Below are 20,990 nucleotides of genomic sequence, written 5' to 3'. Positions count from 1 at the left end.
AACAAATCCTGCTTTAACTTGTTGATAACCCCTGAAAATAGAAAGAGGCCGTCCTTTTGAGACAGCCTCGTTGTTTGTTTTAATGCTATGCTGTTAGAAGCCTTAGTTCAATGTAAGGATCATGTTTCTGGCCAATAATGATGCACCAATTATTCCGGCTTTAGTTCCTAATTGTGAAGTATGTAGTTGAGTATCGTTGTTTACCAGGCTCAACGAATACTTGTTTAGAGCACTTTTAATAGGCAACTGGATGTAATTTCCAGTAGAAGCGATCATTCCACCTAAAACCACCATTTCGGGATTGAAAAGGTTGATCAACAGGGCAACACCTCTGCCAATTTTTTCGCCGATTTGCTCCAGCAGTTCAATTGCCAAAACATCATCATTTATAGCAGCTTGTAAAATATCATCAAGACGGATTTCCTCAATCTTTTTATTGCGCATGGCAATGCTCGAGGAGCCTTCTTCAATTTTCTTAATAAATAACTTTAGTAGTGCATCTCCTGAAGCTTCAGTTTCCAAGCAACCCTTTTTGCCGCAATGGCATAAAATTTCGTTGTTGAAAAATGGAATGTGGCCAAACTCACCTGAATACCCCGATTTACCATAGTATAGCTGACCATTAATCAAAATGCCCATACCAATACCATAATCGAGGTTAACAAACAATACGTTTTTTTCCTCACCAACCGAACCTGAGCAATATTCACCATAGGCCATTGCCCGAGAATCGTTTTCGATAAGCGTTTTAATTCCAACCTTGCTTTCTATGATCTTACTCAACGGTTCATCATTGCTAAAATAGAATGAGTTATAGTTGTACCCTGTGGCAAAGTTTACCCGCCCCGACAGGTTGATACCCATTCCCAGAATCTTATCTTTTGAGATAGGCTGGTCGTTGATAAACTTTAAGATAATGGAGCAAAGTTCCTCCAATGACTCCATGGTATTTACCAGCTTGTAAGGGATCTTTTCGGTCACTTTCACCAGATTTTTCTTGAAATCGAGTAAGCCGATGCTTACATGGTATTTTCGAACCTCAACGCCTAAAAAGAAGCCGGATTCTGAAGCAAGTCCATATAAGTTGGGCCTTCTTCCTCCTGTTGAATCAATTTTCCCGTAATCCTGTACCAATCCTTCTTTGATCAGGTCGTTGATAAGGGTGGTTACTTTTGGCGCACTGGCATTTAATTCTTTGCACAAATCGGCAATGGTGGCATTGCCCACGTTTGCAAAGTGTCCAATGGTTTTTCGCTTTAGGTCTAAGTTTTTATATGCTACACCTGAAATATTTTCGTTTTCAAGTTCTTCAAAAAAAGTGTTGGTAACGTTCATGTTTAAAAAGTCGATCGAAAAATGAATTCAAATCCTATTTATTATCCACGAATATAAATGTTTATTTAAAAAAAATTAAAAAGAGTTGATATATTCTTCAAAAAAATGACAGATAGTGGTTGGTTAATGCTGCAAGCTGTATTTGTATTTTAGTTGATAAATGTTTATCGAAACGCTCTGAAATGACTCTTGGATAATTTTTTACAAATGAATTAAATGGCTGGACAATGGAAAAAGAGGGGTTGTGCATGTTTTTAACCTTGAGTTATAGTGTTGAACTGTAGATAGTGCTTAATAAAAAAGGTGACCTGATTAAGGTCACCTTTTAAAAATAAAGTGCAAAAAGACTTCCAATCGTATGCTACTTATTTTTAGTGGTTGAGAAAATTAAAACATTTTTTAATTAACTCAAAGTCATGATGGCGTAAAATAGTATATAAATAAGATGTTTTCGGTAGTGTTGTTAAAATATTTTATCAACGAAATCAAAAATAGCTAAAATATCGATATGTTGTTTGAAAAAAAATCTTTTTAATTGGTGGTGTTGGTGAATAGCGACTTTGTCGTTAATCTTCTTAATTTATTTTAAACCTACAATTCAATCTGTTTAAAATTGTTTGAATCATTACATTTTGAATATTGATTCGATTTATAGGGTTCGTAAACGAACTTTGAGTCATTTTTAAGCTTAATAATCCATTGGAAATTTAATAGGTGCTTGTTAAATCTTGTTTAGGTTGTATGATCACCAGTATAAATACCTTAAACTTTTTAATAATTAATTGTGATTTTGGTTTTTTAATGACTTTTTATGCTTTACGCTGAAATGACCTGTTGAAATAATTCTAATCGATACATTTTAAGCAGGATTATTGTCAATGTTTATCGGGTTTTAAACTTTAGGGCTATCTTTGCGGCTTCAAATCATAAACATTCATGAATAAACATTTATTGCCGTTATTACTATTCGTTTTTTCCGTTGTATCATGTAATTCTAAAGAAAGTCCTAAACAAATAGAGGATAAAATTGAAACAACAAGATCAAAAGTTTCGAAAGATGCTGTTGCTGTTTTTGATCAGAAATACGTTGGCCAAATCATGGGTAGCGATATAAATGATTGGCGCTTTTCGGTTAAATTATACGAAACCCCCAAAACTTTTTGGTACAGAATGGAAGTAGTTGACCGGGAGCTAGAAATTAAAGACACAGTCGTATTTCCTAATTTAGGAATGAACATAGAACCAGCACTTAAGAAAGGGCGGGAGCCTAATTCATGCCTGGTAGGCTTTTTGGATAAGCAAGGAAATTTTTTGGAGTACAAAAAAGTGGTTTCTGGCCCCAAGGGCTTAAGCATAAAGCAAACTCAAACCTATTATGTTAGCACAAAAAAAGTAGCACGTTAAAATATACAAGAAATACGACGGGATTATTTGCCTGTTAAAACCTTTTTGGCATTAATCTCGTCTTTTTTTAATTGAGCGGTTAACTCATCTAATCCATTGAACTTCTCATCATTACGTAAATACTCAATAAACTCGAGAGTTATGGTTTGGTTATAGATATCCTGATTGAAGTCAAAGATATTAACCTCAATATTATGAGTCATGCCATTGATAGTTGGGCGGTTGCCGATATAAAGCATTCCTCCATGCACTTCATCCTCAATATGAACTTTTACCGCGTAAATACCGTCACTTGGAATTAGTTTATAGTTTTCCTCAACGTATAAATTAGCAGTAGGGAAGCCTATTTTTCTGCCAATCTGATCTCCCTTAACTACCTTTCCACTTAATTTAAAGTTATAGCCCAAGAACTGGTCTGCAACATCTACATTTCCTTTTAGCAGGGCTTCACGTATTTTGGTCGAGCTTACGGCAACGTCGTTCACATCCTGTTCCGGAATTTCTTCCACCTCGAATCCATACTGTGGCCCGTACATTTTCAGGTGATCAAAGCTGCCTTCACGATCTTTCCCAAAGCGATGGTCATAGCCAATGACCAACTTTTTAGTGCCGATCTTTTTTACCAAAATGTCTTCTATGAATTCGGAAGAGGTAAGGTTCGAAAAATCGCGTGTAAAAGGGATGACGATCAGGTGCTGGATACCTACATTCTTTAACAGTTCAATTTTCTCATCCAGCGTGTTGATCATTTTAGGATAATTAGCCTCCGGATGTAAGATCATACGAGGGTGAGGAAAGAAAGTTAGTACAACTGTTTCACCGTCAATAGACCGAGCGATCTCTAAAAGGCGCTGAATGATTTTGCGATGGCCAAAATGCACACCGTCAAAAGTGCCCAGGGTTACTACCGGACGCTCGAGCGATTTAAAATCATCCAGACTTCTGTATATATTCATTGGTTTTTAGTTCATTGTTAATAGTTCATAGATTATGGATCATAGTTCATCGTAAGCAATATGTTCACTTGTTGATGAACTATGAACTATATGCTATGAACAAACTTTCTGTTTCCTAATCTCTTCTACCATTTCCATTACTTCCATTGCGTTTTCAATTCTGAATTCTCCAATGCGGGTTCGGCGTAGAGCTGATAGATAGGCTCCGCTATTAAGTTTTTTGCCGAAATCATTGGCCAAAGAGCGAATGTAGGTGCCTTTTGTGCACACAACACGGAAATCAATTTCAGGTAATTCAATACGGGTAATTTCAAACTCACTAATGGTTACCTTGCGCGATTTAATTATCACTTCTTCACCACGACGAGCTTTTTCGTAGGCTCTTTCGCCGTTTATTTTTATTGCCGAATGAGCTGGAGCTATTTGTTCTATCTCACCAATAAAATGCCTGGTGTTATCAATAATTTGTTCTGAGGAAATGTGCCTAATATCGTAATGAACATCTACTTCTGTTTCCATATCATAAGATGGAGTGGTAGCTCCTAAGATCATGGTGCCTGTATATTCTTTCTCCTGGGCCTGATAATCGTCGATCTTCTTGGTGAATTTACCCGTACAAATAATCAAAAGACCTTTGGCAAGCGGATCAAGTGTTCCGGCATGTCCAACCTTGATTTTAGTTGGTTTAAAGGCATTTCTGATCTTTCCAACAACATCAAAAGAAGTCCATTTGTAAGGTTTGTTGATCAATAATACTTCCCCATCCAGAAAACGGCTGAAATCAGGTGCGTTGGAAGTAACAGATTCTTGTGAGTTGTCAGTTGATATTGAAGGATAATTAGTATTCTCGTTGCTCATGCTCATATACCTAAGGGGCAAAGATAGTTGGAATATTGATTTATTGACTTTGGGCAACTGGTTTATTTTTAGGGAAATTAACCATCAAATACAGCAGTGCCAACACTGTAATGCCCGCACAAATATAAAAGGTAACCGGAATCATGCTGATCTGATCAATAAATAACCAGCCTGCTAAAAGTGCTCCCAGCCCAATTCCTGCTTCTAATGCTATATACATGGTAGCCATTGCTTTTCCCCGTTGTTCAGGGTGACTAAGGTCTACCGTCCAGGCTGATACGGTTGGAGATAACATTCCGGTAGAAACTCCATATAAAGCAGATGCGGCCATTAACGCAAATGCCGATTGCGCTAAACCAATTGCAATTAAAGAGATAACTAAAAGTGAAATGCTGACCTTTAAAACGACGATACGTCCATGACGATCGGAAACCTTGCCCGCTAAAAATCGGATCAGCAGCGAAGCAATGGTAAATACCATAAAGAACAATCCTTTGTTGGTAACTCCTAAATGTAAACTCCAGTCGGATATGATGGTAAGTAAAGCGCCATAGCTGATATAACACAAAAAGGTAATGATGGCCGATGGTAATGCTCTTGTATCAATAATATCTTTTCTGTTGATCTTAAGTAAGCTTGGGTGAAAGCGCTGTTTGCTCTGAAGCGTTTCTTTCATATTCATCAGGATGGCAATTGATAACAATGCAAATACGGATGAACAATAAAAGAGAACATTAATTGAAAAATGTCCCGTTATCCAACTACCAATTGCAGGGCCAATGGCCATTCCGGTGCTAAAAAACAATCCATGAATACCCATTGCTTCGCCCCAGCGTTGAACAGGTATCAAATCAGCTACATAAGCCGCGGTGGCAGTGGGTTTAAATCCGGTGGAGAAGCCATGGATCAGCCGTAGTAATAAAAAGCCTGCAACCGTTGTTAATACCGGGTACAGAAATCCGCAGAAAAAACAAACTAATGAACCAATTGCCATTACCGGTACTCTACCAATGGTGTCGGTCAGTTTGCCACTAAAAGGCCTCGAAATACCTGCAGTAAGTGTAAACAATGCGATAATCAATCCTTTGTACTCAGCTCCTCCCAAAGAGGTTAAGTAAGAGGGGAGTTCGGGTATAAGCATGTTAAAGCTTGCCGAGAACAGGAATGAACTCGTACAAACCAACACAAACTGTAAATTATAAACTGAATCGGATTTTTCCGGGGTACTTTGTAAACTCACGAGGCTTTAAATGAGCGGGCAAAAGTAGGGAGAATTTTTGAAGTATCCTTCGACTGCGCTCAGGAGGACTATCCTTCGACTGCGCTCAGAAGGACTATGTTTCGACTGCGCTCAGGAGGACTATGTTTCGACTGCGCTCAGGATGACTGAGCTTCGACTAGGCTCAGGGGGACGGTTTAATGTCAGGCTGAGCGCAGTCTAAGCCTATTGTTAAAATGCAATTAGTTAAGGATTCCTCAGGCCATGGAAAGAAACAAGGATTCTTTGTTCTATCTAAATGATCTGCAAGTTATGTCCCATGAAATAAAATGCAAGTATCAACCCGCCAACAACTATTCGATACCAGCCAAATATTTTAAATCCATGCTTGGTTAAGTAACCGATAAAGGCTTTTATAGCGATAATAGCGACAAGAAAACCAACCAGGTTACCAATGCCGAACAATTGCCATTCATGAGCATTTAACGAGATTCCATCTTTATAGAAGTCAAGCATTTTTTTTGCCGTGGCAGCAAACATGGTTGGTACTGCTAAAAAGAAGGAGAATTCGGCAGCTTGCTTTCTGTTTAGTTTTTGTGTTAACCCCCCAATAATGGTTGATGCCGAACGTGACACTCCCGGAATCATTGCTATACACTGAAATAAGCCAATAACAAATGCGTTGTTATATTTTATTTCTTTATCAGGATTGTTTTCTGATGCCTTAAACCAATTGTCGAGCAAAATGAAGATTACCCCACCTACTAAAAGCATTATGCCAACAGTTAAAACACTTTCGAGCAAGGCATCAATTTGTTTTGAAAGCAAAAAGCCAAAAATGGCAGCGGGTATAAATGCTACAAACAGCTTGAAATAAAAATCAAGAGTTTGGAAAAAACGTCTAAAATAGAGCACCACCACTGATAAAATAGTTCCGAATTGAATTCCTACAGTAAAGAATTTAGTAAAATCATTGTTTGGCACTTTCATCAACCAGGAAGCTATGATCATGTGACCAGTTGATGATACAGGAAGAAATTCAGTTAATCCTTCAACAATTGCAAGGATGATGGCTTGAATAAAGGTCATGAGTTTATGAGGTAATAAAAGTCGATAGACCATAGTCCATAGTTAAAAATAATCTATGAACCATGGTCTATCAACTATGGACTGATCTATTTTGCTGGTTTCTTGAAAATTGCGAAGAACTCAATAATAAAACCAATAAGTACTAAAATTGGAGCGACTACCAATTTAGTGTTATTGTAAATGTCGGTAGTGCCACTCATGCAAATAAAGCCTAAAATAATTACTGCAAGGCCAATTAGCATAAGTGTATAATTTTGGCGGCCGAAAAGGAAGTTTACCTTTTTATCAGCAGCGGTTGAAGTTGGTTTTGTTTCGGTACTCATTTAGTATTTTCTGAATGTTGTGTTGAACAACGGTTTAATTTTAAACGTACAAAGCGTCAATTTTTAGGCGTAAATAACGGCTTACAGCTAGATAAGTGCTGAAAAGAGAGATGAGAATCCCCAATAAGATCAGTCCTAAAAATAAAATGCCAAATTCAGTATAATTCTGTAATACAATTAATTCAGGGATTTCCTGGCGGGCAAGATATAAAACACCCATTACCATTAGAGTGGCCAATAAGCCTGCTAACACGCCATGTAAAACGGCCATTCCCAAGAAAGGGCGACGGATAAAGTTTTTAGTGGCACCCACCAGTTGCATGCTTTTTATGGTAAAGCGTTGTGAGTAAATCGCCAATCGGATAGTGTTGTTGATCAGTGCCAGGGCAATAAATAACAATAAGCCCCCAAAACATAAAATAATAAGGCTGATGGTTTTGATATTGCGGTTCATCGATTCAACCAACGATTGTTGATACTTCACCTCTTTAACCAGTGGCTTTCCCGAAATAGCCTGAATAATTTTATCGATGTTTGCATTGTCGGCATAATCAGCCTTCATATAAACATCAATAGAATATAATAATGGGTTATACCCCAAGAATTTTATAAAATCTTCACCTAAATCTTTTGATAGATTTTCGGCAGCAAGTTCTTTACTTACATACACGGTTGATTTTACCGATGGATATTTTTCAATTTCCTTCTGCAATGTTAAAATATCAACCTCTTTAACATCCTCGTTCAGATAAACGTTTACAACAATGTTTTCTTTCACATAATCAGATAGTTTACGGGTATGTAAAATAATTAAGCCGGCAAGGCCCACCATTAATAATACCATGGCAATACTGATCACCGTAGTAATGTAAACTCGTTTAGTTTTTCTTGATACGTTACTTTCTTCAAATTCCTGCATAAGAATTCCTTTATAGGTGTTGCGAAAATACTAATTCAAATTACAAACGTAAACTTCAAGCAATTATTTCCGCAGTTAAATTCATATTTTCGCGTTCTTATTACAAGTTTAGGGTTATTGGTTACTAGTTAAGTTTATAAATTAAGCTTCAACTCTTAACTGCTGATTCGGAACTCGCAATTTTTAACACAAAAACGATGGAATATAAGTTTCGCGAAATTGAACAAAAGTGGCAAAAGTATTGGTCCGATAACCATACCTACAAGGTTGATATTGATGTAAACAAACCAAAATACTATGTATTGGACATGTTTCCATATCCATCAGGAGCTGGTTTGCACGTTGGTCACCCTTTGGGTTACATCGCTTCAGATATTTTTACCCGCTTCAAAAGATTAAAAGGCTTTAATGTATTGCATCCGATGGGATATGATGCATTTGGTTTGCCTGCGGAACAATATGCCATTCAAACAGGGCAGCATCCGGCAATTACTACCGATCAAAATACCAAACGTTATCGCGAGCAATTGGACCGTATCGGTTTTGCTTTTGATTGGAGCCGCGAAATTCGTACTTGTGATGCCGATTATTATAAATGGACCCAATGGATTTTCATGCAATTATTTAATGCATGGTATAATAACGATACGAATAAGGCTGAAAGCATTGATACCTTGATTTCGAAGTTTGAAACTAACGGAACATCCAACGTAAATGCTGTTTGTGATGAAGAAGTACGTTCTTTTACTGCTGCAGAGTGGAAATCGATGGGAGAGGATGCACAACAGAAAGAATTGTTAAAATATCGCTTAACCTATTTGTCTGAATCGGTTGTTAACTGGTGTGCGGCATTAGGAACAGTGTTGGCCAATGATGAGGTAATTGGTGGTTTTTCTGAGCGCGGTGGCCATCCGGTTGAGCAAAAGAAAATGAAACAATGGAGTATGCGTATTTCAGCATATGCCGAGCGTTTGTTACAAGGTTTGGATACCATTGATTGGCCAGATCCGATTCGTGAGATGCAACGTAACTGGATCGGTAAATCTGTTGGTGCTTTATTGAGATTCAAACTAGAAAAATTCGAAGATAAGATTGAAGTATTTACTACTCGTTTAGATACTGTTTACGGCGTAACTTTCCTGGTATTAGCTCCAGAACATGAATTGGTGGCACAGATCACCACTCCTGAGCAGAAAGCTGAAGTTGAAGCTTATATTACAAAAACAAAGCAGAAAAGTGAGCGCGACCGTATGGCGGATGTTAAAACCGTATCGGGTGCGTTTACCGGGGCCTATGCAATTAATCCGCTAAGTGGTGAGCAAGTTCCAGTTTGGATTGCTGATTACGTTTTGGCCGGATACGGAACAGGAGCAGTAATGGCCGTTCCTTCGGGAGATGAACGCGATTTTCGTTTTGCCAAGCATTTCAACTTACCGATCGTTCAGATATTGGATAGCCAGGTTATTGAAGAAACAGCCGATCCTACCAAAGAAGGCAAATATGTTAACTCGGGCTTAATTAATGGAATGAGCTACGATGAAGCGATGAAAGCATTGGTAGCTAAAATTGAGGCAGAAGGTACCGGTAAAGCTAAGGTTAATTACCGCATGCGCGATGCCATTTTTGCACGTCAGCGTTATTGGGGTGAACCGGTTCCGGTTTACTTCAAAAATGATTTGCCTCACCTTATTGATGAAGCTGATCTACCATTAGTGTTGCCAGAAGTTGATAAATACTTGCCTACCGAAAGCGGGGAGCCTCCTTTGGCTCGTGCTGCCGGTTGGAAATACAAAGGTGAATTTGAGTATGAGCATAGCACCATGCCGGGTTGGGCCGGAAGTAGTTGGTATTGGTACCGCTATATGGATGCTAAAAATGATCAGGAGTTCTCCTCTAAAGAGGCCGCAGCTTACTGGAAAGATGTAGACTTATATATTGGTGGTTCGGAGCATGCTACCGGTCACCTGTTGTATTCACGTTTCTGGAATAAGGTATTAAAAGATTTGGGTTATGTGAATGAAGAAGAGCCTTTCAAGAAACTGATCAACCAGGGAATGATTCAGGGGCGTTCGAACTTTGTATACAGAATCTTGGGAACAAATAAATTCGTTTCATACGGTTTGCGTAAAGACTATGAAACACATCCGCTGCATGTTGATGTGAACATAGTTTATAATGATGTACTCGACCTTGATAAATTTAAAAACTCATTACCAGATTACGCCGATGCTGAGTTTATTTTAGAAGACGGTAAATATATCTGCGGACATGAGGTGGAGAAAATGTCGAAATCGAAGTATAATGTGGTGAGCCCAGATGATATTGTTGAGCAGTATGGCGCCGATACATTGCGTATGTATGAAATGTTCCTTGGTCCATTAGAGCAATCGAAACCATGGAACACCAACGGTATCTCTGGAGTTTACAATTTCTTGCGTAAATTCTGGAACTTATTCCTTGATGAGAAAGGAAACTTCAGTGTTTCAGATGAAGCTCCAACAAAAGCGGAATTAAAAGCACTTCATAAAATCATTCAAAAGGTAGAGGAAGATGTTGCCCGCTTTTCGTTTAATACTTCGGTATCGAGCTATATGATCTGTGTGAATGAGTTAACGGCCCTAAAATGTAATAAGCGTGCCATTTTAGAGCCATTAGTGGTTGTGCTTTCTCCGTATGCACCTCACATTGCCGAAGAATTATGGGCCTTGCTAAATCCTGGTAAAGGAAGTGTTATTAACGCTACTTATCCTGAATTTAAAGCAGAATATTTGGTAGAAGACGCATTCGACTATCCGATTTCAATTAACGGCAAAGTGAAAACCAAGCTAAATGTATCATTAGCCCTGGAGCCTGCAGACGTTGAAAAACTGGTATTGGAAAGTGCAGATATTGCCAAATACCTCGATGGTAAAACTCCTAAAAAGGTGATCGTGGTAAAAGGCCGTATTGTGAATATGGTAATTTAATGCAATGAAAATATTACAATAAAGGCGCCGATCACCGGCGCCTTTTTTTGTGTTGTTTCTTATTGGTTTGAATGAAAAAGCTGTGAATTCCAGCATTAAGCTTCTTTTTATGTTTGTGGCTAGGTGTTAGTGCACAATCAAGCAATACCCAAATGTATCCTTATGCAAATGCAGGTATTCCACATGGAAAGATTTGTATTTCCCCTATTGGTTATAATTATGAATCGCGGAATATTTTCGGATTTGTTCATATGCATATTCATGAAGGTCCTCGTTATACGACAGTTAATGGCCCATTAGAAATTTCACTATTGCCGGCTACAGGTTCAGTTTTGTTAAAACAAGCTACTAAAGAGAATCTTGAATCAGGTTATGGTTCCGCTTTTTCTGACGAACGAAAACATGTAGGGTATTATAGCGTTTTATTAGATCGATATGGTGTTAGGGCAGAACTGGTTGCTACAGGTCAAGTAGGTTTTCATAAGTATACTTTCACTAAGCATGATAATCCTCATATCTTGTTTGATCTTTCTGACGTAGCAGGATGGAGTTCTACAGCAGAAGCTTATTTGAAATTAGAAGATGCATCAACTTTGGTTGGTTATCGTTTTTCAAAGTTTGGAGGCAAAGATCAAAAATTATTTTTTGCAGCGAAACTATCCCGGTCTGTTTCAAAATTTGAAATATATGATAGCATTAGCTTGCAAAAAGGTAAAGAAGCAAAAGGCTTGAATATAAAAGGGGTTTTATATTTTGAACCATTTTCGGTTGATCCTGTAATGATTAAAGTAGGTATATCAACCGTTAGTAATGAAGATGCATTAAAAAATATTGAAGCCGAAATACCCGATTGGGACTTTGAAAAAATAGAGCAATACAATTCTAAAATTCAAATCAGAATCAGATAGTTATTGATCATTGATGTAGCTTATCTGTTTTAAATGCCATGAACATATTATAAGAAAGGCGCCGATCACCGGCGCCTTTTTTTTGTTTCAATTGTACTTTCTGCTAACGGTTCAAAAAATCAGAACCCTAAAAATTGAGTCTTAAATCTTGTATTTGCTGTAGTTAAAAAAAGGCTTTTCCAGACCTCTTTTAAACCACGTGTTCGAATAAAGTATTTCTTTCTGCTTCAAGTTCCATCAGGAAGCTATCGATATAACCTTGTTTTACGTGAGGCATCACCACAATTTTGTACCATTGGGCTTCAAACTCATAACTATCAGCCACAAGGTGATATTTTTCGGCTAATTGCTTAGAAACATATCCGCTTTTTATAGTGATAATATTGATAAATGGATTTCTAAAGTATTTCACTCCCATTTCATCCAGTTTACTGCAAATGCGGCTAGTGCGGTCGCTGAGCGATTCCATTTTGTATTGCCATCCTGCCGAACCATGGGTCATTAAGATCATCCAAATAGAAATGGCATTGGCTCCTGAACGGCTCCCACAAATGGTATAATCTTTACCCGGAATATATTGTGCTTCATCCGTACATACATACTCCATATAACCTTTTCGAATTAAGAACAAGCCTGTGCCATAAGGCGATTGAAGCATCTTATGGCCGTCGGCGGTAAAGGAGGTAATGTATTTATTCTTGAATGTGAAGCGACTGTCGGGGTTAGTAAACGGATAAATAAAACCTCCATAAGCTCCGTCAATATGTACTTTAAATTCAAGCCCCTGGGCGTCAAAATATCCTGCAACCCGATCTACATCATCTACCGAACCAAACATGGTGGTTGAAAGGTTCATCACTACAATGAAGTATTTAATGCCGTTTTCTCGAGCAGAGGTAATTTTTTCTTCTAAATCAGTCTGAATAATAGAACGATCATTTTCATCCACATTTAAAATGATGGAACGAAGGCTTAGTATATTTCCACCTTTGGGCATTGAATAGTGACTATCCTGAGAGTACACCAAGGCGATTTCATCACTTTTCGCCCCAAATTTTTTCATGAAATAATTCCGGTACACCCACATAGCCTGAATATTGGCCTCCGTACCTCCAGGAGCTACATAGCCATCAGCGCCGTTCGGTTCACCTTTAAAAATTTGTTCGGCACAAAGTTTAATCAATTCAACTTCGATTTGTTGGGTGCCTGCAAAAATGTCTAAAACCGATTCCTCTACCAAGGTATGACAACCTATATGGTTAGGGTTATGCACCATTACCGACATATATGGAGCATCTTTCAAAAATGGTGCATCCGGATAGAACTGCTCGCTATCGAGAAATGTTCCAGGAATGCCTAAGATCGGATGATTCCAATAATTGGAGTTCTTACCTAAAGCATTGAATACAACTTCTTTAATTTCAATATGATTGAGTTTCTTCCAATACATAACGTTCAAAAAAATAAAGGTGCAAGGTCAGAATGTTTTAGAGTTATTAATATGATTTAAGTCATGTTATGACTCAAAATTATTTACTGAGCAAAGTTGTTGGTGTGGAATGCTGGTCGGACAGTAAAAGCTTCTACTTCGTTCAGCCAACATTAATCCGTTCGTTATCATGGACGAAGTCGAAGGGTTAGAACGAACTTGGAGAATTGGTTTTAAAAAAGGAAAAGCGACCCGACTATCGAGACGCTTTTCGCATATGAAAGGTTTATTAAGAGGCTCTTATTTAATCATTATTGCAGAAATAGGTGCAGTTGTCGTCATAAACCATTGCTGCACTCGGTCCGTATTTCTGGTGTTTTCTTCCTAGTAAATATTTTAAGTAGTCATAAGTCTGTTGTGCATATTTAGTAGATGATTTGCCCGATTTGGAGATTTTCAGGTCGACGCTGAATGTTGAAGAGGATGCTTTCATAACTTTATAATTTGAGACTATCATTAAAATTCAAATGTTATTCCGTTTTTAGAACACTACAAAGGTAATAGGCCTTTTATTCAAAAAAACTGATAAAAATCAATTATTGTAAAAATAACACTTTGATAATGAGGATGTTTCTTTGGTGAAGTTTGTTTACTTGTGTTATGTTTTAATTAATGTTAGTAATTAAAATTGCTTAAAATGTATATTTTATTCGCCAGCGATTAAAATTCAAAAAAACACAATACACTTTTTATGAATGATTTATGTGCCGATAGCTAAAGTGGCTTAGTGTAGTTAAAAAAGGAAAAGCAGTTTTGATTAAAAAAAATACTCTGCAGTATGCAGAGTATCGGTATCGGGTTAGGCAGTAAAATGGCTTATTCGCGGATGCACCAGGTTTTCGAAAGCTTTAAATGGCATTTGAATCAGTTCCCGATGAGAGCCTGAGTTAAATGCTATTTTCTGATCTTTTGAAAGTTGCTCATCCACCAAAACATCCATTCCGTATAAGTTTCCGAAAGGAGGCATAGCGCCAGTTTCGCAATCCGGAAAATAAGTCCTGAACTCACCTTCGTTGGCCAGCGAAATATTATTGGCGCCAGTTATTTCTTTCAAACGGCCAATGTCAATACGGCAATGACAAGGTAAAACAGCCATCATCATCTTATCATCAACTTTCAACATAACTGTTTTGGCCATTTCATTACCTGGAATGTGGGCGGCTGCCGCAGTTCTTTGGGCGGTAGCAGTTGCCATGTGGTCGATAATGGCGTACTGAACATTCTGATCATTCAGATAGTCCTCTAATTTTTTGCTATGCATAGTTCCTCCTTTTTTATGTCAGCAGGGTTAAGCAGGCAAATGTGAATTGAAATTACGAATTAATGGCCTCATTATCAATTGAAATTGGTTTTTAGAGGAACCAGGTGCAAGGACAATTTTCTGCGAAAATCTGCGAGATCAGCGGGAGTTGTCTTTTCCCGCAAATAACGCTGATTACCGCTGATCAGATTAAATCCTTATTAAAACGATAGATATTCTTTCTGCGAAAATCTGCGAGATCAGCAGGAGTTATCTTTTTCCGCAGATAGCGCTGATTACCGCTGATCAGATTAAATCCTTATTAAAACGATAGATATTATTTCTGCGAAAATCTGCGAGATCAGCAGGAGTTATCTTTTCCCGCAGATAACGCTGATTACCGCTGATCAGATTAAATCCTTGTTAAAACGATAAATATTCTTTCTGCGAAAATTTGCGAGATTAGCAGTTGTGATCTTTTCCCGCAGATAACGCTGATTACCGCTGATCAGATTAAATCCTTATTAAAACGATAGATATTATTTCTGCGAAAATCTGCGAGATCAGCGGGAGTTGTCTTTTCCCGCAAATGACGCTGATTACCGCTGATCAGATTAAATCCTTATTAAAACGATAGATATTCTTTCTGCGAAAATCTGCGAGATCAGCAGGAGTTATCTTTTTCCGCAGATAGCGCTGATTACCGCTGATCAGATTAAATCCTTATTAAAACGATAGATATTCTTTTTGCGAAAATCTGCGAGATCAGCGGGAGTTATCTTTTCCCGTAGATAACGCTGATTACCACTGATCAGATTAAATCCTTATTAAAACGATAGATATTATTTCTGCGAAAATCTGCGCAATCAGCGGGAGTTATCTTTTCCCGCAGATAACGCTGATTACCGCTGATCAGATTAAATCCTTATTAAAACGATAGATATTATTTCTGCGAAAATCTGCGAGATCAGCAGGAGTTATCTTTTTCCGCAGATAGCGCTGATTACCGCTGATCAGATTAAACCCTTATTAAAACGATAGATATTATTTCTGCGAAAATCTGCGAGATCAGCGGAGTTATCTTTTCCCGTAGAAAACGCTGATTACCGCTGATCGGATTAAGTCCTTATTAAAACGATAGATATTATTTCTGCGAAAATCTGCGAGATCAGCGGAGTTATCTTTTCCCGTAGATAACGCTGATTACCGCTGATCAGATTAAATCTTTATTAAAACGATAGATATTATTTCTGCGAAAATCTGGGAGATCAGCGGGAGTTATCTTTTCCCGCAAATGACGCTGATTACCACAGATAAAAAATAGCCTAAATTTATAAGCTGAAGCCGTATCAATAAAAAAGCAGCCTTTTCAGGGGCTGCTCCAATAAACCAATTAATCGATGAAACAACTGTTTTTCAGTTGTTGTAACATGAAAAAAAATCTACTAATCAATCATTCTAAATCGGATGGCTTGTCCACCGCCTGCTGCCAGGCTGATCTTTAATATTGATTCAGAATTTACTTTTGTTTGTGTAATAGCTACAGGAAGCGGGTTGGTATCATAATTGGCACCTTCGCCATCTGCATAAACTTCGGCCATGTAGCTTTTGCCAGGTGTTAAGAAACTTAATTTAGCATCAATGGTACAGGCTTTATCATTGGTGATGGAACCCAAGTACCAGTCGTTGCTTTTACGGTCTTTGCGGACAATGGTCACAAACTCCCCGATTTTGGCATCCAGCACTTTAGTGGTTTCCCAATCAGTTGGAACATCTTCGATGAATTTGAAAGCCGGATTGTTTTCGTAGTTTTTGGTCAGGTCGGCAGCCATTTGAAACGGACTATAAATTACCACATACAATGCCAACTGTTTCGCTAAAGTAGTGTGAACCCTAAAGCCTCCATCGTTTTTAAACTGAATGTCGAATATTCCAGGAGTGTAATCAATAGGGCCTGCTAAACCACGGGTAAAAGGAATAATGGTGGTATGAGAAGGTGTGTTGCCTTCGCTCCATGCTTCATACTCGGTTCCGCGCACCCCTTCACGGGTCATTAGGTTAGGGTAGGTGCGACGTAAACCGGTATCTTTTATCGGCTCGTGCATATCAACCATTACTTTATGATTAGCTGCCGTTTCTACCACGTGCTGGTAGTGGTTAACCATAAACTGCCCCTGATGATACTCTTTGCCATTAATGCGTTTATTCACATAGCCTGTTTTAACGGCATGAATATTATTCTTCTCCAACAACGTGAAGGCATCTTCCATTTGATTTTCATAGTTGGCTACATTTCCGCCGGTTTCATGGTGAGAGATTAGCGCAACACCATTTTCCTGGGCGTATTTGCTCAGCTCGGCCATATCAAAATCAGGATAAGATTTGGTGAAATTAAAAGCACCATCTTTTACCCAATCGCCGTCCCAACCTTCATTCCATCCTTCGGCCAGGACACCTTGAATGTTGTGTTTTTTGTTAAAGTCGATTAAATCTTTAACATTTTGAGTGGTGGCTCCATGTTGTGGTCCCTGACCCCAGGTTTGAGTTTTAACATGCATGCCCCACCAAACTCCGGTGTATTTTCCAGGCTTTATATAAGATATATCGGTAAGTCGGTTAGGCTCGTTCAAATTGAGGATAAGGTAAGAGGTAATCAGGTCGCCGGGTTTATCAGCAATTTGTAAAGTCCTCCATGGCGTATTCAATGAGCCTTTAACTTTCACTTTTGCACCATCGGCCCAAGGCACCAGGTCACTTTTTAACAAGGTGGTGCCATTAGGTTTTAAGGTAGTGGAAGCATAATTGATCAAAGCTGCCTCATGAATGCATACAAACAGGCTGTCGTTCAATTCCATGGTTAATGGGGTATGAACGTTTTGATTAAGTTTACTAAGCATTGTTTTGGTAAAGGGCTGCTCTGAGTCCTGTGCGTCTGGAAATGCCGGGATCCACCAAGCCTCGAAATCACGGGCCATGTTAAACTCCGTAAGTTCATCCATAATTTGGTATTCGGTTAAACCCGGTTGTTCAGGTACTTCGTATCGAAATCCAACGCCATCATTATAAACCTTAAAAACAATGTTCATTTTGCGTTTAAGGCCTTTTTTCTCTTGGAGTGAAACGGTCAGCCTTTTATAGTTATTACGGATGTCTTTTACTTCTCCCCAGGGCTGTGTCCAGGTTTCATCAAAAGTATCCGTTTTTGAATCAACAATTTTAAAATCTTTATCCAAGGAAGGAATATCTTTTAAGATAAAGCCCATCCTCGAATCATTAACCACCGTAAAATTTCTTTTGCCAATATTGTAATAAGGCACTCCATCTTTCAAATGGAAGGAAACGTTAAGGTTCCCGTCGGGCGAGTTTACCGACAGTATTTGTGCAGTGGATTTACAACCCACAAGCGAGGTACATACCAGCATTAGCAGGCATAAAACAATGTTTCTTTTCATCTTTCTCTTATTTAATTTCCTGCAGCAATGCTTTGGCTTCGGTTATTTTATTTGAAACAAGGTAGTAAAATACCTGATCCATTTTTTTCTGGTTTTCGGCTGAACCCGGATACTTTTTCCGCATTTCATACAGTTTTGCAACCAATTCAAGTTCGGTTTGCGTATAGTTTACCCCCAGTTTACTTTGTAGGCTGGTTAAAAATCCATAGCCAAATTCTTTGGTAGGTTCTAGCATGGTTCCTTCACCGTAATCATTCCAGGTAACCAGTTGAATACTTTCCAACCCGCTGTTTAAAGCAAGATCTAGGGTGGCATTAAAAGTTGAAATATTGTTATGGTCAATTGTAAACAACGTGTTGCCCCAACCACCCTGTGTATAAAAGTCCTTAAAACCAGGATAGGCAGAGGCTATTTTAACACCTGAGTATGCATTGCCATAAAAATTGTTGAGGTCGGCAAGGTGTGGCTTGGTTACCCAGGCAAATTCGCCCGTTGCATTTTTTCCGGATTTACTTGATGCATTCCAAAGTGTGAAAAATGCCGGCTTAGTACTTAAACCGTTAAATACATTCGTCCACTCATTTTCAGTAGTAAAGGTTTGCGGACCGAAGACCATCAGCAATGGCTTATTGTTAAGTTTTATATACGAAGATTTTGTGAAATAGTTTGATGACAGATAAGCCATATCCTGTTGTGCTGCCGCCAGTTTATCCGAAATCACTTTGGCATCGTAAGCATGGTTAATATTCTGATCTTCATAAACAATTGCAAAGGTTAAACCCACCTTATCGAGCTTTGCAATAAGCTTTTCGGTGTTTTTAACCAGTAATGGGTAGTCATAAAGCACAGTTGTTCCGGGCCAGTCGATGAAAACGCCATCAATGCCAGAAAGCTTCATGAGCAATAACTGATATTCGATAATAGCAGCATCACCTGAAGCATAAGGGCCTGTTAATGGATAAAAATGTGCGGCAATTTCGCGCTGACCGCTACCATTAATAATATCGGGGTTTTTGTTGGCCATGGTCCAATGCTGTCCCCATTTGCCGTCGGGACTGGTTTCTTTTGATTCGAACCAGGGCATCAGGTGAACATAAACCTTTTGCGTTTTTGTTTTCTGCACCTTTTCAGCCGGATAAACCGTAACCTTAAATTCCTCGCTCTTTTGAGGTGGATCGTCGCTTGATTTGCCACAGGCGCAAACTATTAGCATTGCGCAAAGCAGCAAGGCGTGTATTCTCATTACTTTACCATTTAACGTAAAACAATGAAGTACGATTTAAGAAGTACGAAGTACAGTTTTAGTTGAACACCTTAACTGTACCTCGTCATCGTACTTCTTAACATTTATTAATAGCCAGGGTTTTGCACCAGTTTGTTATTGGTTTGCATTGCCGTGGTAGGAATAGGATAGATCTCCCTGCGTTTATCAGTTTGATTCATCTCCCAGCCTGCAACACTGAATTTGCCAAAACGGATCTGATCGGTACGGCGGTGTTCTTCGAACAGGAACTCGCGAAGTAACTCGTCGTACAGAAAATCTAGGTCAACGTTTGCAGGAGTTTCAACATTTGCACGTTTTCTAACTGCCGCCACAATTGGCTGCGCCTGTCCGCCACGACCCAAACGAATCAACGCTTCGGCCTTCATAAGCATTACCTCTGCATAGCGGATCAACACGTAATCGTTGCTACGTTCCCATTTGTCACCTTTAGAGTTCTGGTACTTGATATCGCGCACACCGTCACTTTGGGTGGCACTTTCCAAACTTACCGCATCACTGTAGTTTATAGGGTTACCGTCCGATTGTAAAAGTTGTGAACCATCTGGTGCTAATAATGGACCTTGTAACAAACCTTTGCGACGTGCATCGGTTTCTTCAAATTTTCCGAATACGCCAGGTTCGCAGCAATAGCCGTTTACGAAATCGGCAGTAGTTTGAAAAGCCACTCTAGACTGGTAGTGCAAGGCCAATGATTGCTTGTAGTTACCTAAGGTTACCGTTGCATCATAAGGAATTACAAAGATATTTTCAACCGAACCTTGGTTCTCTGTTAAGAAGTTATCAAGGAAATTAGTCTGAAGCGAATAACCTGTAACCTGGTCACAAGCATCAATACATTCCTGCCACATTGGGGTGCCTTTAAACACTTCGGCATTGATATACAAACGAGCCAGTAAACTGTAACCCGCAGCTTTAGTAAACTTGCCATAACCGCTTGCAGGCAGTTTGCCCACTACATCCTTCAGCTCTGATTCGATGAAGTTAAATACTTCTGCTCGGGTAGAGTTAGGTTTTACTTCTTTATCATTGTAATCAATTTGCAGAGGCACATTGCCAAACATATCGCATAAACGGTAATAATAGTAGGCTCTAACACCTCTTAGTTCCGCTTTTACATTCGCTTTCTGATCAGCAGTCAGGCTTGATTGATCAACCTGGAAAATAATAGAGTTTACAATGGTAATGCCCGAATAAAGCATTTCCCAGGTAGCCTGAATTAAGTTTTCATCGGCCTTCCATTGGTGACGCTGAACGCGCTGATGCACCCCGCCGTCATACCAGTCCGTTCCGCGAGTAGGAATTACCGCTTCGTCAGAAGCATTTTCATTTAATTCGTAGGTGTAATCCAATGGGAAGTGCCCGGCATAACCACGTAGCGAAGCATAGGCGCGTCCCACGATGGTTTCAATTTCCTGTGGCGTTTTTCCGTATTCATCCGTAGGAATGGTGTTATACAGTTTCTCATCAAGATTTGTACAACTGTTTACTGTTAATAACAGTGGTATTAGCGGTATATATAAAAGTTTCTTTTTCATGATGTTCATTGT

At 38.9% G+C, this 20,990-nt stretch carries 16 protein-coding genes; 3 read left to right on the top strand and 13 right to left on the bottom strand.

Translation table 11 applies throughout. The features are described 5' to 3' along the window. Positions 1-102: 102 nt before the first annotated feature. Positions 103-1,335 (bottom strand): ROK family transcriptional regulator, encoded by a 1,233-nt coding sequence (locus NF867_RS03920; protein WP_252586241.1) that lies wholly within the window; start codon positions 1,333-1,335, stop codon positions 103-105. A 936-nt stretch (positions 1,336-2,271) separates the two neighbouring features. Here NF867_RS03920 and NF867_RS03915 point away from each other — a divergent pair. Continuing rightward, a complete protein-coding gene (locus NF867_RS03915; protein WP_252586240.1) occupies positions 2,272-2,739 on the top strand; it encodes a hypothetical protein in 468 nt (155 codons plus the stop codon). A gap of 23 nt (positions 2,740-2,762) precedes the next feature. Here NF867_RS03915 and NF867_RS03910 read toward each other — a convergent pair whose 3' ends face one another. The 6 genes from NF867_RS03910 to NF867_RS03885 all read right to left on the bottom strand — a co-directional run bounded on the left by NF867_RS03910 (position 2,763) and on the right by NF867_RS03885 (position 8,103). Beyond that, positions 2,763-3,695, bottom strand: coding sequence for a bifunctional riboflavin kinase/FAD synthetase (locus NF867_RS03910; RefSeq protein ID WP_252586239.1), 933 nt, complete (start codon positions 3,693-3,695; stop codon positions 2,763-2,765). A 93-nt stretch (positions 3,696-3,788) separates the two neighbouring features. Beyond that, the gene (truB, locus tag NF867_RS03905; RefSeq protein WP_252586238.1) at positions 3,789-4,553 is read right to left on the bottom strand and encodes a tRNA pseudouridine(55) synthase TruB; all 765 of its coding nucleotides are present in this window, start codon (positions 4,551-4,553) and stop codon (positions 3,789-3,791) included. Positions 4,554-4,593: 40 nt separating this feature from the next. Then, positions 4,594-5,793 carry an MFS transporter gene (locus NF867_RS03900; RefSeq protein WP_252586237.1) on the bottom strand — a complete coding sequence of 400 codons (1,200 nt, stop codon included), beginning with the start codon at positions 5,791-5,793 and terminating at the stop codon, positions 4,594-4,596. 273 nt (positions 5,794-6,066) lie between these two features. Continuing rightward, a complete protein-coding gene (locus NF867_RS03895) occupies positions 6,067-6,861 on the bottom strand; it encodes an undecaprenyl-diphosphate phosphatase (protein ID WP_252586243.1) in 795 nt (264 codons plus the stop codon). A gap of 86 nt (positions 6,862-6,947) precedes the next feature. After that, positions 6,948-7,184, bottom strand: coding sequence for a DUF3098 domain-containing protein (locus NF867_RS03890; protein ID WP_252586236.1), 237 nt, complete (start codon positions 7,182-7,184; stop codon positions 6,948-6,950). Between the two features lie 40 nt (positions 7,185-7,224). Then, positions 7,225-8,103, bottom strand: coding sequence for a cell division protein FtsX (locus NF867_RS03885; RefSeq protein WP_252586235.1), 879 nt, complete (start codon positions 8,101-8,103; stop codon positions 7,225-7,227). A 197-nt stretch (positions 8,104-8,300) separates the two neighbouring features. Here NF867_RS03885 and leuS point away from each other — a divergent pair, with 197 nt between their 5' ends. After that, positions 8,301-11,069, top strand: coding sequence for a leucine--tRNA ligase (leuS, locus tag NF867_RS03880; protein WP_252586234.1), 2,769 nt, complete (start codon positions 8,301-8,303; stop codon positions 11,067-11,069). A gap of 152 nt (positions 11,070-11,221) precedes the next feature. Beyond that, positions 11,222-11,977: a hypothetical protein gene (locus NF867_RS03875; RefSeq protein ID WP_252586233.1), complete on the top strand. Its 756-nt coding sequence runs from the start codon at positions 11,222-11,224 to the stop codon at positions 11,975-11,977. 190 nt (positions 11,978-12,167) lie between these two features. On the opposite strand, the gene NF867_RS03870 is transcribed toward NF867_RS03875, so the two are convergent. The 6 genes from NF867_RS03870 to NF867_RS03845 all read right to left on the bottom strand — a co-directional run bounded on the left by NF867_RS03870 (position 12,168) and on the right by NF867_RS03845 (position 20,978). Further along, a complete protein-coding gene (locus tag NF867_RS03870) occupies positions 12,168-13,427 on the bottom strand; it encodes a pyridoxal-dependent decarboxylase (RefSeq protein ID WP_252586232.1) in 1,260 nt (419 codons plus the stop codon). 283 nt (positions 13,428-13,710) lie between these two features. Then, positions 13,711-13,899 (bottom strand): hypothetical protein, encoded by a 189-nt coding sequence (locus NF867_RS03865; RefSeq protein ID WP_252586231.1) that lies wholly within the window; start codon positions 13,897-13,899, stop codon positions 13,711-13,713. Positions 13,900-14,265: 366 nt separating this feature from the next. Continuing rightward, positions 14,266-14,727: an aminoacyl-tRNA deacylase gene (locus NF867_RS03860; RefSeq protein ID WP_252586230.1), complete on the bottom strand. Its 462-nt coding sequence runs from the start codon at positions 14,725-14,727 to the stop codon at positions 14,266-14,268. Positions 14,728-16,151: 1,424 nt separating this feature from the next. Next, the gene (locus NF867_RS03855) at positions 16,152-18,158 is read right to left on the bottom strand and encodes a glycoside hydrolase family 97 protein (RefSeq protein WP_252586229.1); all 2,007 of its coding nucleotides are present in this window, start codon (positions 18,156-18,158) and stop codon (positions 16,152-16,154) included. Positions 18,159-18,165: 7 nt separating this feature from the next. Beyond that, positions 18,166-19,401 (bottom strand): glycoside hydrolase family 99 protein, encoded by a 1,236-nt coding sequence (locus NF867_RS03850; RefSeq protein WP_252586228.1) that lies wholly within the window; start codon positions 19,399-19,401, stop codon positions 18,166-18,168. A 107-nt stretch (positions 19,402-19,508) separates the two neighbouring features. Further along, the gene (locus NF867_RS03845) at positions 19,509-20,978 is read right to left on the bottom strand and encodes a RagB/SusD family nutrient uptake outer membrane protein (RefSeq protein WP_252586227.1); all 1,470 of its coding nucleotides are present in this window, start codon (positions 20,976-20,978) and stop codon (positions 19,509-19,511) included. Positions 20,979-20,990 lie beyond the last annotated feature (12 nt).

The organism is Solitalea agri (assembly GCF_023914155.1).
Lineage (GTDB): Bacteria > Bacteroidota > Bacteroidia > Sphingobacteriales > Sphingobacteriaceae > Solitalea > Solitalea agri.
The sequence above is the reverse complement of the archived record's forward strand: the minus strand, read 5'-3'. Positions and strand labels throughout refer to the sequence as shown.

Bases quoted from the DNA above. Each gene is read 5' to 3' on its own strand.
- NF867_RS03920 (WP_252586241.1), bottom strand. From the start codon at position 1,335: ATGAACGTTACCAACACTTTTTTTGAAGAACTTGAAAACGAAAATATT.
- NF867_RS03915 (WP_252586240.1), top strand. From the start codon at position 2,272: ATGAATAAACATTTATTGCCGTTATTACTATTCGTTTTTTCCGTTGTA.
- NF867_RS03910 (WP_252586239.1), bottom strand. From the start codon at position 3,695: ATGAATATATACAGAAGTCTGGATGATTTTAAATCGCTCGAGCGTCCG.
- truB (WP_252586238.1), bottom strand. From the start codon at position 4,553: ATGAGCAACGAGAATACTAATTATCCTTCAATATCAACTGACAACTCA.
- NF867_RS03895 (WP_252586243.1), bottom strand. From the start codon at position 6,861: ATGACCTTTATTCAAGCCATCATCCTTGCAATTGTTGAAGGATTAACT.
- NF867_RS03890 (WP_252586236.1), bottom strand. From the start codon at position 7,184: ATGAGTACCGAAACAAAACCAACTTCAACCGCTGCTGATAAAAAGGTA.
- NF867_RS03885 (WP_252586235.1), bottom strand. From the start codon at position 8,103: ATGCAGGAATTTGAAGAAAGTAACGTATCAAGAAAAACTAAACGAGTT.
- leuS (WP_252586234.1), top strand. From the start codon at position 8,301: ATGGAATATAAGTTTCGCGAAATTGAACAAAAGTGGCAAAAGTATTGG.
- NF867_RS03875 (WP_252586233.1), top strand. From the start codon at position 11,222: ATGTATCCTTATGCAAATGCAGGTATTCCACATGGAAAGATTTGTATT.
- NF867_RS03870 (WP_252586232.1), bottom strand. From the start codon at position 13,427: ATGTATTGGAAGAAACTCAATCATATTGAAATTAAAGAAGTTGTATTC.
- NF867_RS03865 (WP_252586231.1), bottom strand. From the start codon at position 13,899: ATGAAAGCATCCTCTTCAACATTCAGCGTCGACCTGAAAATCTCCAAA.
- NF867_RS03860 (WP_252586230.1), bottom strand. From the start codon at position 14,727: ATGCATAGCAAAAAATTAGAGGACTATCTGAATGATCAGAATGTTCAG.
- NF867_RS03855 (WP_252586229.1), bottom strand. From the start codon at position 18,158: ATGAAAAGAAACATTGTTTTATGCCTGCTAATGCTGGTATGTACCTCG.
- NF867_RS03850 (WP_252586228.1), bottom strand. From the start codon at position 19,401: ATGAGAATACACGCCTTGCTGCTTTGCGCAATGCTAATAGTTTGCGCC.
- NF867_RS03845 (WP_252586227.1), bottom strand. From the start codon at position 20,978: ATGAAAAAGAAACTTTTATATATACCGCTAATACCACTGTTATTAACA.